The organism is Lacipirellulaceae bacterium (genome assembly GCA_040218535.1).
Lineage (GTDB): Bacteria > Planctomycetota > Planctomycetia > Pirellulales > Lacipirellulaceae > Adhaeretor.
The window spans coordinates 2,000,391-2,012,603 of the sequence record JAVJRG010000005.1; the positions used below are offsets into that span (position 1 = coordinate 2,000,391).

Genomic DNA, 12,213 nt, shown 5'->3' on the forward strand with positions numbered 1-12,213 from the left:
CAGGCCACAAAATGGTCACCCAGCCGATGCCTACCACTACCGCGAAGGTTTCACTTCCTGCCGTGAAGAACCCAGCCCCTCGATACTCAGCTCTACCACATCTCCAGCCTTGAGGTACTGTGGCGGGTCGAAGCCCAGCCCAACGCCGTGCGGCGTTCCTGTAGAAATCACATCGCCCGGCAGAAGTGACATGTGCTGACTCAGATAGCTAACGACTGTCGGCACGTCGAAAATGAAATTTGATGTCGAGCCGTTTTGCTTTTGCTCGCCGTTGACCGAAAGCTGCATGGCTAGCGAATTGACATCGGCGATCTCGTCTTTCGTGGCGAGAAAAGGACCAAGTGGAGCAAAAGTATCGCAGCTTTTTCCTTTGACCCACTGGCCGCCGGTTTCCAACTGAAAATGGCGCTCGGAATAGTCGTTGTGCAGGGCGTAGCCAGCGACGTAGTCCAGCGCCTCCTCCTTGTCGACATAGCTGGCTTTTTTTCCAATCACCACGGCCAGTTCGACTTCCCAGTCGGTCTTCTCTCCTCCACGAGGCAGGACCAAATCGTCGTTCGGTCCAACGAGCGAACTGGTCGCCTTGAAGAAGACAACCGGCTCGTCGGGAATTGCCATGCCAGATTCCTCAGCGTGCTCGCGGAAGTTAAGGCCGATGCAGATAATTTTCGATGGGCGAGCGATTGGCGGCCCCAAACGGACAGCATTGGAAACCTCGCTGCAGGTTGACTCATTCTCTGCGAACCACTTTTTAAGTCTTGCGAGCCCGTCGGTGGCAAGGAAGGTTTCGTTGTAATCTTCGCCAAATGCTGAGCAGTCCACCCGCTTTCCGTCCGCAAGCTGCAGGCCGGGTTTCTCTTGGTCGACTTCGCCAAATCGAATCAGTTTCATCGCTTTCTCGTTGTCGTGGGGTTAAGGTTTAAGGTTGTGGAATCCGCCGTCGATCTCAAAATTTGCGCCGGTAACGAATGACGCTTCATCGGAAGCCAAGTACACTGCCAGCGAAGCAATCTCCTCGGGCTGCCCCATCCGACCTAGCGGTTGAGTTGCGGAGAGGTTCGCTAGCATCTCTGCTTCGTTGCCTGGATAGTTGTCTTTTAGGAAACTATCCACGAAGGGAGTATGCACCCGCGCGGGTGAGATGCAGTTGCAGCGAATGTTGTCGTCAAGATAATCACACGCCACGGAGCGCGCCATCATCAATACGGCCCCCTTGCTCATGGAGTAGGCGAATCGATCAGGGATGCCAATCGTCGAGGCGATCGACCCCATATTGATGATTGATCCCCCGCCACGGCTCTTCAGAAACGGAAGACTTGCTCGCAGGCAATGAAACGCGCCCTTCACGTTGACCTGGTACAACTTGTCCAAATCTTCCGGGCCGGTCTGTTCCACATTCCCAATGTGTGCGATGCCCGCGTTGTTTACCAGCGTTGTCAGTCCGCCGAAATCCTCTACTACACGAGCCAACGTTTCTTCAACATTCGCCAGATTCGATACATCACACGGATAAGGTTGAGCTTCTCCTTCATTCTCAACAATCTCAGCAGCAACTTGCTCCGCGGCATCTCCGTCGAGATCGAGTACCGCCACCCGAGCACCCTCGGATGCAAACCGCAGGCAAATCGCTTCGCCGATACCGGAGCCACCTCCGGTGACAACGGCGACTTTCTCAGTGAGTCGTTTACTCATTTTTTGAGAAACCTCGGAGAAGAAAGGTGATTACCAGCAACAGTTTTTATAGTCGTTTACTCCAGCGTTGGTGAGGGGAAAAACACGCACGACCTTATCTCACGCAGAGGCTTCAGGTTAAGATAATGGTTATCGAAGCAAGTCTATCGACCGGCAATCACTGATACGAAAACTCTCGAAGTAACCTATGGGTTCTGAATCCAACGCCGCTGAGAATCAAGTTCACCTCTTGCATATCAACCCTGCAGACAACGTGGCGATCGCCGTGCTGCCACTAGAAGCAGGATATCAAGCAACCTTTGATGGAAGTCGAGTGACGGTCCGAGAAGATGTCAATCTAGGAGCGAAGATCGCTCTAGTAGACATTGGCTTTGGTCAGAAGGTGATTAAGTTTGGCGAGCCCATCGGCTCCGCAAGTACTGACATTGAGGCAGGTGAGTACGTCCATACCCATAACCTCCAAAGCGATTACATTCCTACCGCGAGTCACTGAGAAACGATGCAAGGCTACCTCCGACAAGATGGGCGAAAAGGCATCCGCAATGTTGTCGCGGTCGTCTATCTCGTTGAATGTGCTCATCATGTCGCTCGGGAGGTGACACTGCCGTTTCGGGAACAAGGTGCCCACCTGATCGGCTTCCCCGGATGCTACCCAAACGCCTACGCGCAGAAGATGATGAGCCGGCTCTGCACGCACCCGAACGTGGGTGCTGTATTGGCCGTTTCGCTGGGTTGTGAAAGCTTCAACCGGTCCGAACTAGCGTCTACGGTCAAAGCTTCGGGGCGCCCCGTGGAAACTCTCGTCATTCAAGAGACCGGCGGAACTCGATCGACCATCGAACAAGGTCGACAATGTGTGCAGCGGATGCTTGAGCAACTGCAGCAGACTCCGCGTGTCGAACTGTCCATTAGCGACCTCGTCGTGGGAACTATCTGCGGCGGGTCGGACGCCACCAGCGGAATTACCGCTAATCCTGCCACCGGGATGGCGTTCGATCAGCTCGTTCAGGAAGGAGCCGCTTGCATTTTTGAAGAGACGGGCGAACTCGTCGGTTGCGAATCACACCTCGCCCGTCGTGCCGCAACCCCTGAACTGGCGACCGAGCTAACCGCCTCCGTTGAGAAAGCCCGACGTTACTATCAGACCCTAGGCCACGGCAGCTTTGCCTCAGGCAACGCCGTCGGCGAGCTAACGACTCAAGAAGAAAAATCGATGGGCGCCTACGCCAAGAGCGGCACAGCATCGATCAACGGCCTACTAAAGCCTGGTGACTTCCCCGGCCAGAGCGGCTTGTACTTGCTGGATGTCGTCCCCGACGGCGAAGTCCGCTTCGGTTTCCCCAACATCAACGACAACGCGGAAATCGGCGAACTCATCGCCTGCGGTGCGCACGTTATCCTCTTTGCTACCGGACGCGGCTCCGTCGTTGGCTCGGCGATTTCCCCCGTGATCAAGATCTGCGGCAACCCTCAGACCTACCACCGACTCGAAGAAGACATGGACATCAACGCCGGCGCAGTCCTCGAAGGCAAGGCAGACATCGCTCAAGTCGGCCGAGAAATCTACGACTGCGTACTGGAAACTGCCGCTGGCCACGCAACGGCTTCAGAGTCGCTCGGCCACCAAGAATTTATCATGACGTATAAACAGTTCGAACCCCTCGGGCCGAGTTGCTTGCCGGTGGTGAGCTGACCCGGAAATCGCGATTCTTCCGACAATACATGTCGCAAGGAAACCACCCTGCCAACGCCGTGTGCCACTGGCTTTGCCAGTGCAGACGCCAGTAGCAGGCAACAAATTCTAGAAGCTCTGTGGCCTCGCGACCGCAAGCTGATCGATTCTTACTGCGGGCTTGTAGTTTGACTCTGGCCATAGGTTACCCAAGTCCTAGCGTTCTCGGAATGAAATCCACATAACAATTCAAACACTGGCAGAGCCAGTGCCACTCTTCCGAAACTTCGTGCCTTTTAGCTAATCTGATGCGTTGTAGACAGCCAAAAACTAAACTTGCTGATGGCCCTTAGAATCTCGTCCGCGCCTCTCTGTCAGAATCATCGCAACCACGAAAGCAAGTACCGCCGCCGAAGCGGGCTCAGGCACCGCCGTAGCGCTTGCAGTCGATGTCGCTCCGGTTCCGTAATCGGCTTGCCAGTCTGCCAGATCACTGGGGCTCAACGGGTTGGGCGATTCGCCTCGCTGCCACTGGAGGAAATCAAGCCCGTCGACATCACCGTCGATATCAAAGTCGCCGGGCGAGACGAGCGTTACCGAAAGAATCGCATTGAAGTCGACGAAGTCATCCCCTGGATTTGGAGGAAGCGTGTTCAGGTCAATTTCAAACGGCGTGCCATCCGCCAGCGTCGCGGTGAACGGAACGCCCCCTCGCGCGAAGATGGTCGTCGGCACTCCTGGCACGAGGCCGGCCACGGGCACGCCATCTACTTCGAAGTCGCTACCGAGGACGCTCACTTGGGCATTGGCGGTGGCCTCGAAACTTCCCAGTAACTCACCACCGCTCAGGTTGACGACACCATCGCTCTCGAAGTTGTCACCGACCGTGCCGCCGGAGATGTTGACCACACTCCCGAAATCGCCGGTAAAGTTATGAGCAACGCTGCCACCACTGATGTTGATCAAGCTAAAGCCACGGGCCATCGTGCCGAAGCCCAGACTGCCACCGGAAATGTTGATCGAGGAATCGCCCTGCGCTTCTATGCCGTTGCCCGCCGATCCTGACGAGATGTTCAACACACCACCCGCGAAGACTCTTGCGCTCGAGTCCAAAGCCCCACCGGTCACGTCCACGGTGCCTTCGATATCCATGAACCGCCCCACGGTTCCGCCGGAAATCTCCACCTCGGAGTCAGCAAAGGCTTCAAAGAGGTCGAGGACGGACCCGCCCGAGACATGCACGCGGCTGCCAGCGAACGCCAACAACAGGTTGCCGACGGTTCCTCCCGAAATATTCACTTCGCTGCCAGTCTCAGCCCTGGACGAACCCTGCACCTGGCCACCCGAAACGTTCACGACGCCGCCATTATCGGCGTCAAAGCTGCTGACATCGGCCGTGCCGCTGATGTTCAGCACACCGCCCATTTGGGCATTTACAAGAGGGCCCACCGACCCACCGGAAATGTTCGCCACGCCGCCAGAGCTAACATCAAAGTTAATCGAAACGTCGGCCGTGCCAGAGATGTTTACCGTGCTGTTGTTTTGAACTGTCAATCCACTGCTCACCGTCCCACCGGTGAGGTTAACCACGGCACCATCAGTGACAGTAAAACCCTCGCCGATACTGCCGCCAGAGACGTTCACCGTCGCCGCACCCGAGGCAGTGAAGTCGCGTCCCACGTTCCCGGCAGTGACATTCACTTCACTACTGGCAAGTGCTTGAAAGTTATCGCCGATGATTCCGCCCCTGAGGTTCACCTCAGCGGCAATGTCGGCGGTGAAATTGTCATCAATACTTCCACCCGAAATGCCAACGCGATTCGACTCAGTACGGAAGTTGAGACCAATGACACCACCGACAAGATTCACTTCGCTTCCGCCCAGCGCCCTGAAGTTGTCACCTACGACACCGCCGTCGATGTTCACTTCTGCACCGAACGCGGCAGTGAAGTTGTTGGTCGCGGCCCCACCGGGATTGATGTTGAGCTGCGCCGTTTGCCCCGCAACCCCACCAACCCCGCCGGAAACCGAAACGCCCACCGGCGGCGGACTCGGCACATCAAGAACCGTATCAAACAACCCGGGCAACGAAGGCCCTGGAGCGAACACCTGCCCCGCAGCGGGCATTATGCTTATCGTGGAGAAAACAAGACCACCAACAAGGCTGAGCGCGGTTCCGCGGAGTCGAATTTTCAGATCGAAGGCCATGGTGCTAACTCTTCTTCGACAACAATTGGCTAGGCCAATGAACAGCAAAACGTAAAGGACAGAAATGAGGAGCCGGCGTCAATAACAACTCATGCGTGAGTAACATAGGCGATGCTACTTGTAGACTGCCAAAAGATCAAGAAAAGGTGCTACCAAGTCAGCCGCGACCGGACTTGTGCACGCCGCGGGCTGGGTAGTTGCCCGCTGGCTGCCCGTTTCCAAGCGGCCTTCGTTTCCTCGTCGTCGCCCCAGTACCCGCGGACTTGGGGAAAATGCTGATAGAGGTAGCCAAAGCCTTGGGCCTGCGCGTCGGAGAACCGGCCATCGCCGATCCGCACCAAGCACCAGCTTGCAAAGTCGCAGTTGATGTGGAAAAGTTCGAAATCGTCGATATCAGCGGGCCAAGTGCACTGCTCGACGGGGGTGACAAACTCTTTCTTCTCCGAATCAAAAAGCAGTTTCCCGTCGACGTGAATCGGCGCAGGATGCTCGTCGCCGAAGCGAATCAGATCGCAAACGGGCGCAAGGGCGGCAGCACGCTTGCGACGAACCTCACCGCAGCCCATTCGCAAAGCTAAAAAGTGAGAGGTCAGCAATTCGCGGTAAGCAAAATACTGATTCGGGGGCGGCAAGCGGATGGGCTCGGTACGACGCAACCCCCACGAAGGAAGGTGCGGCAGCGTTAAGCGAGAGCGTATTTGAAACATCGCCCCGCATGAACACCGCAGGGTAGCAGCCCACTTAGCAGGTCGAACCGCTGGTAGTTTCTTTAAGCAAAGCGGACAAGCAATCATGCGTCAGCTTGAGTTTCGTTGGAGCGTGAAGCTGAGAATTCTCGTGGCGTCTGGGTACTCAAACTACGGTGAGGCCGCACTGGGTTATAGTCGATTCTCGAAGCTGGGCAAGTTGCAAATCCGCCGAAGGAGGGCCAGCAGTGGTACTCGCCGACAGGCGGTTCGCCCGCGGCTACGACAACGTGTAGAGAGGCTGGCTAGTTCATTCGCAAGTAAGCACAATAGTGATCCAAGGTATCAATCGATAAGAAAGAAGTGTTCAACGAGTCGAAAGATTATTCGTCTGTATTTAGCGACATCACGTAGGCGGCCAGATCCTTGAGCTCTTCCGCGTTCAGACTGTCAACTAAGTTGCTAGGCATTTGAGAGACTTTTGAGACGGTCATCTCTTCGACATCCTCACGCTTAATCACTTGAGGTGGCTTGTTGACGTCCTCGGTGTAGACGTGAATTTCGTCTCCGATTGTGACGACGCGACCAGTGAGTCCTCGACCATCAACGGTCCAAACGTCGTGGGACTGATACTGGTCGGAAATCACCTTACTCGGTTCCAGCACCGCTTCAGCGAAGTCGGCGTAGGAGTATTTGCGACCGACCGTGGAAAGGTCTGGGCCGATCGCGCCTCCCTCGCCGTTGAGGCGATGGCACTTGGCACATGAAACTGCATGAAACAAATTCCGGCCGGCCTTCTTGCTGCGATCAGTGAGACCTTGGGAGAGAACCTCGATGGCTCCTGATTTCGTCCACTGTCGACCGGGTCCCTGCGGAGGAGTTGAAACGAAAGGCCTCGCGGTGAGTGATTGGCTGGTGATTGGATCAAGTGCAACTTTTTCCGCTTCCGAGCAGGTGGCTAATGCGTCGTCTCTGATGTTGGTGAGATACTGAGAGTAGCTTGCCCCGCCAGAACGCTTCGCCGCCTTGAGAAAGAACTTGAAGTACCGTCGCCGTTGCTCGAGCGTCCAGCCTTCTTTCACGTTCCTTAGCGTGAAGGCAGCCAGAACGGCTCGACTTGTGGGCATTTTCTTGAGCATCCTTTCGACCGTCCCTCCATAACGAGCGCTTCGGCGAGCGAGATCAGCCCAGTCGGGAATCGGATCCGGTCCGAGTTCATCCATCAGGCCCAAAGTCTTCTCGATAACCGATGGCGAGCGGAGATAGACCAACAATTTAGCTAGCTCGGCGTTCGTATTGCTGTCGGTTGAAGCCGGATAGAGTGGGTCCAACTTCGTCAGGATTTCTTGCCGCAGCTTCTCACTTGGTTCACCCAAACGAATAAAGATCAGCGAATAGGCTCGCAATATCGCGAGCTGCTGCTGTTCATCGAAGTCTTCGACTTCGATTCGGTTGAGCGTTTCGATTGCAGCCGATGCATCTGCCGATTTCCCTTGTCGGGCGAGTGCAATGATCGCGTTGATCGTGGTTCGCGGAGAGAGTTCGGACAGCGCTCGCTCGCGCCATTGAATGACAGGCTGCGACTCCAGGGCAATACGTGCCGCATAGCGAATGAAACGATCCTCGTGACCGAGATTCGCGAAGATGAGATCGAGATCGCCGTTCTGAGAACCGTGTGTCGCCTCAAGCTGATGCCGCAGGGCACGAAGTTCCTCACCAGCCTCATTCTTGTACTCGACGGGAGCAACGGACTCATTACCCGAATACGTGACGCGATACAGCGCAGACTCGGTCCCTCGACCACCAACAGTAAAGTAGAGTGCGCCGTCCTGACCGACGACCGCATCGGTCACCGGCAAAGGCAACCCCGTGATGAACTCCTCTTTCTCGGCCGAATAGGAAGAACCTTCGGGCGTGAGATGGACCGCGTAAATGGTTCCGAAAGTCCAATCGAGCAGATAGAGAGCCTTCTGGTACTTGGCGGGGAACGCGGCCTGGTAGCCGAACACAACCCCAGTGGGCGATCCGGGACCGATCTCCAAGGTTGGCGGTAGCGAGTCCTCGTAGTAGGTCGGCCACTTGCCCGTTCCTGATCGCCAACCAAATTCGCTGCCGCTGGTTGCGTGCAGCAGTCGTGTTGGTCGGTACCACGGCATGCCGAGATCCCATTCCATGTCCGCATCGTACGTGAACAGCTCGCCATCGGCGTTGAAAGCTATGTCGTACTCGTTACGGTACCCAATACTGTAGACTTCCCAGTTCTTCCCACCGGGATCGATTTCGCAGATCCAGCCTCCCGGAGCCAATCTTCCGGCGGCATGGCCGCGCGGATCCCAGCGGCGTGGGAGCAGGTGATCTTCTGACCAATTGGTTGGCAGTCGACTGCCGGAAAAATGGTCGGGCAAATTCGTCATGTTACCGGCCGCGACGAAGAGCGACTGCCCATCGGGAGAAACGGCCAACGCGTGCGGTCCATGTTCCCCTCTGCCGGCAATCGCTTTGAGCAACTCATCCGTGTCGAGCTGCCCATCCCCATCCTCATCAGTCAAGCGATGCAACCCGGGTTGGGGCGGAGCATGCGACATCACATAAAGGGAATCATGAGCCCAGACCAAACCTTGTGCTCCGCTTAGTTCAACGGGTAACTTCTCAACTTTTGGCAGTTCGTCAGAGCCAACTCTGCCGGGGGTGATCTTGAAGATCCCCTTGTCCCCTTGATCCGAGGTAAATAGTTCGCCATCCGGTCCTCGCGTGAGAGAGATCCAAGAGCCCATCGACTTGGGGACGTCAAAGATTCTCTCGACCAGGAAGTCGGACTTGGAGTTGATTTCGGCTGAATTGTTCGACCCTTCCTGAGCAGCTCGCCCGAGAGGTTTTTTTTTCTTGGGTCGTTTGTAAGTCTCCAAACGGATGTCTTTGAAGTAGGCTGTCATCGGTGGCCCCCGGTGAACCTGCAGGGCGATGACGCCACGCTCGCGCCGCTTCTTATAGCTATCCGTAATGTCAACGGTAACCTTGCCATCAAGCTTGTGAATCAGCCGGTCGCCCTCGGCGATGACTTGGTACTCGTGCCATTGAGAGATGTCGACCGGCTTTGCCTTCGGTCCCTTGGCCAAGACTCTCGTCTTGCCTGTCTGCTCGTCGGCGACAACCCGTTGACCACGTTGCACCATGATGCCACGACCGGTCCCTTCGCTATAAAGCATTCCCATGTATTCGGGCTTTGGGTGCATGTCGATTTGATAGCCAATGACCCTCCACGACTTTGGATTGACCACTTCGCTACGGTACTGAACCCCCGAGTTGTTGTTCCCTTCAACGCGGGCCTTGAAGGTCAATCGAAAGTCCTCGACCTCACCACCTTCCCAAATGAGAAAGGTGTTCTGCTTGATCTCATTCCCAACGCTTGAGCCAACGATCTTTCCGTCGACGACTGACCAGATTTTCGGGTCGCCGGACCAACCTGACAGGTCACGGCCGTTGAAAAGTTGGCGTGGCGGATCGGCTTGTGAAGAAGATGCTAGGCAGGCAAGAAGAATCGCTAGAACACGAGGGAAGTGTTCGAAGTTTTTACTGTTCACAATAGGGAGATCTCGAAACGATGGATTCAGATGCTGCCGGCATGGCCGACAAAAAAGCTACTTTGATTGTTTCAGCCGCATGGGTTTTCCAAGTTCACCCTATGGGTTCGATTTGGCAGCGAGGCCGCCCTTAATATTACTCCAATAGAGTGCGAATCATTACGGACTACTACACATTTCTTCCAATACGGAGCATTCTTTAGAGCCAGCAGCGCCCGTTAAATGCGAGGCCAACGAGGTGGCAACTGTTTTGCGGTCAAAAAAACATGCGAAGGAGGTGCTGCCCCAGCTCCTCCTCCGCATGCTCATACTTCGTATGACTTAAACCGAAAGAATCTTCTAGCTACGCCGGCGACCTCCCATCGAAGCCGCAGCAATTGCAAAGCCAACCAAGATCAGCGAGCTAGGCTCAGGTACTGCAGCATTTGAAGCTACAGCCGATGACGTACCATAACTGGCCTCCCAGTCGGGGATCTGTGACGCGTCTGACTGCTGCAATCCGAGGAAGTCGGCACCGTCAAAGTCACCATCGCCATCAAAATCGCCGGCGACCGTTGTCACCAGTGCGGCAATCGCATCCACGTCGGCTTGGTCGAAGAAGTCGTTACCTGTCAGATCAAAGTCTGCCAAGTTTAAGGACGCGAGAATATCTGACGCGAATGGCGCCGAAGGAGCGTTAGCAAGATCATTCTGTCGTTTCGCTGCAGTTTCGCCACCGTTGCCGTTCAGATAGTCCGTCGCAAGGTTGACGTCAGCTTGTGTCACGACACCATCTTTGTTGACGTCGCCAGTAACCTGAACGAATTCCTTAATCAGCGAGAAGTTGTCAACTTGCACCTGCGTGAACACTGCCGAATCCACATGATTGTTGGGGACGGGGGTCCCTGGGAAATTCACAATCGAGGTATTGGCCTGCGTCTGAACAATTAGATTTACTTCGCCACTACCCTGAGCGGCAAGCAGGTCGGCTCCGCTGATGGTCAAAGTCTGACGATCACCAGCGGTGATATTCCCCAAATTATCGTCGAACAGAGAACCGGTCACAGCTGAGTTTGGATCCGTGGAATTCGTCCCCACGGTCAACGCAACGGTAAAGTCAGAACTTGGATTCGCAGGTCTTGTATCGTTAAAGTTTAGATCGAACGAAAGCTCATAGTTCGCGGAGGGGTCAATAGTGACACCGTTGAGAACATTCGTTTGAATAAGGCCGTTCTGATAGCCGCCAGCGGAGTTTAACGAAAACTGTTCGGCGGAAACGCTGTAATGTGTGTCGAGATAGAATGACCCTTGATTGCCGTTGCTTGTATGCAGCAAGTTCAATCCCGTTCCGTCTGGGCCATTCACAGCCTCGACAATCATGTTTGGATTATTGTTGTAGGGAGTCCAATGATCGACGTCTCCCGTGTTGCCACGGAAGGGGCCGAAATTGCCATTACCGCCATTGATGTTAAACGCCCCCTGGTTAGTACCAGTCAGTGATACATTACTGGTGTCAGAAAGATCGCCGTTCTTGACGATGTTTGGTTGGACGGGGGAGATCGCGGGAAATGCCTCGGTTGTGGTCGTGCGGCCCAAGATCACATTGTCGATCGAGAACTTTGCCCCCAGGACAGGTGCTGGCTCGGCGTTTGGCACCCCGTCTACCATATCGATGCGAACGCGATTGATCACACCCTCCCATGCCGCATCGTTAAAGTCACGAACGATCGTGTAAGTGCGCCAGTTGTTGTCAGTGGGATAGGACGAACTAGGAGCGTAGGTTACTCCATGCGTGAGGTTGCCACCACCGAAGGCATCGCCTTGCAAGAAGTGTCGACCTCGAATGCGAGAGTCGGCGGGCTGTGGTGGAAGTGTATCAAGCCGAATGTCAAACTGGACAATGTCGTACTGCCCTGGAAGTTCTCCCACGGTATACAGGGGATTCGAACCTGTGTTCAGCCAGACCCAAGAGTCGCCGTTGCCATCACTACCCAGACCAGCAGTATTGATGTTCGTTAAGACGCCACCAACAGACTCAATGGCGGGCATGCGAACGCCCGTCCAACCTTGAGTGGTGCCGTCATCAAAGTCGCCGATCACCAACGGATGATTGAGTGTTGGGGCCGGATTGCCCATGTCGTCGAATCCATCCGTAAAGGATGTGGCTGCTTGAGCTGAGCAAGCAGCTAACGACACAAGGATACAAGCAACAGCTTTCAGAGTCTTCATAATTAGGTCCACCTCCCAGTGAAGTTGCAAGTTTCTTTCCTAGGGAAGAAACAGCGAAAGAAGTGCCGGACTTCTGTCCAGCTAGCAGTTTCGAATTAAGATTAGTGGTGAGAATTGACGAGATTTCGCTTCCGTCTTGGCAGCTTGAGGTCTTCCAAGTGCAGCC

At 55.2% G+C, this 12,213-nt stretch carries 8 protein-coding genes; 2 read left to right on the forward strand and 6 right to left on the reverse strand.

What is annotated here, in order from left to right:
• Positions 1-36: 36 nt before the first annotated feature.
• Together RIB44_08180 and RIB44_08185 are read right to left on the reverse strand one after the other, a co-directional pair.
• Complete coding sequence (locus RIB44_08180) at positions 37-891, reverse strand: fumarylacetoacetate hydrolase family protein (protein ID MEQ8616556.1); 855 nt, start codon at positions 889-891, stop codon at positions 37-39.
• Between the two features lie 21 nt (positions 892-912).
• A complete protein-coding gene (locus tag RIB44_08185) occupies positions 913-1,692 on the reverse strand; it encodes an SDR family oxidoreductase (protein MEQ8616557.1) in 780 nt (259 codons plus the stop codon).
• A gap of 187 nt (positions 1,693-1,879) precedes the next feature.
• Here RIB44_08185 and RIB44_08190 point away from each other — a divergent pair, with 187 nt between their 5' ends.
• Both RIB44_08190 and RIB44_08195 read left to right on the forward strand, forming a co-directional pair.
• Positions 1,880-2,185: a UxaA family hydrolase gene (locus RIB44_08190; protein ID MEQ8616558.1), complete on the forward strand. Its 306-nt coding sequence runs from the start codon at positions 1,880-1,882 to the stop codon at positions 2,183-2,185.
• Between the two features lie 6 nt (positions 2,186-2,191).
• Positions 2,192-3,385 (forward strand): UxaA family hydrolase, encoded by a 1,194-nt coding sequence (locus RIB44_08195; GenBank protein ID MEQ8616559.1) that lies wholly within the window; start codon positions 2,192-2,194, stop codon positions 3,383-3,385.
• Between the two features lie 309 nt (positions 3,386-3,694).
• Here the strand turns inward: RIB44_08195 and RIB44_08200 are convergent, their stop codons facing one another.
• The 4 genes from RIB44_08200 to RIB44_08215 all read right to left on the reverse strand — a co-directional run bounded on the left by RIB44_08200 (position 3,695) and on the right by RIB44_08215 (position 12,047).
• A complete protein-coding gene (locus tag RIB44_08200; protein ID MEQ8616560.1) occupies positions 3,695-5,572 on the reverse strand; it encodes a hypothetical protein in 1,878 nt (625 codons plus the stop codon).
• A gap of 149 nt (positions 5,573-5,721) precedes the next feature.
• Positions 5,722-6,279 (reverse strand): hypothetical protein, encoded by a 558-nt coding sequence (locus tag RIB44_08205; GenBank protein ID MEQ8616561.1) that lies wholly within the window; start codon positions 6,277-6,279, stop codon positions 5,722-5,724.
• Between the two features lie 362 nt (positions 6,280-6,641).
• Positions 6,642-9,839 (reverse strand): DUF1080 domain-containing protein, encoded by a 3,198-nt coding sequence (locus RIB44_08210; GenBank protein ID MEQ8616562.1) that lies wholly within the window; start codon positions 9,837-9,839, stop codon positions 6,642-6,644.
• A 339-nt stretch (positions 9,840-10,178) separates the two neighbouring features.
• On the reverse strand, positions 10,179-12,047 hold the full coding sequence (locus RIB44_08215) for a PEP-CTERM sorting domain-containing protein (protein MEQ8616563.1): 1,869 nt from the start codon (positions 12,045-12,047) through the stop codon (positions 10,179-10,181).
• Between the last annotated feature and the right edge of the window lie 166 nt (positions 12,048-12,213).

Coding starts and splice junctions, on each gene's coding strand:
- RIB44_08195 (MEQ8616559.1), top strand. CDS start 2,192: ATGCAAGGCTACCTCCGACAAGATGGGCGAAAAGGCATCCGCAATGTT.
- RIB44_08190 (MEQ8616558.1), top strand. CDS start 1,880: ATGGGTTCTGAATCCAACGCCGCTGAGAATCAAGTTCACCTCTTGCAT.
- RIB44_08215 (MEQ8616563.1), bottom strand. CDS start 12,047: ATGAAGACTCTGAAAGCTGTTGCTTGTATCCTTGTGTCGTTAGCTGCT.
- RIB44_08185 (MEQ8616557.1), bottom strand. CDS start 1,692: ATGAGTAAACGACTCACTGAGAAAGTCGCCGTTGTCACCGGAGGTGGC.
- RIB44_08205 (MEQ8616561.1), bottom strand. CDS start 6,279: ATGTTTCAAATACGCTCTCGCTTAACGCTGCCGCACCTTCCTTCGTGG.
- RIB44_08200 (MEQ8616560.1), bottom strand. CDS start 5,572: ATGGCCTTCGATCTGAAAATTCGACTCCGCGGAACCGCGCTCAGCCTT.
- RIB44_08180 (MEQ8616556.1), bottom strand. CDS start 891: ATGAAACTGATTCGATTTGGCGAAGTCGACCAAGAGAAACCCGGCCTG.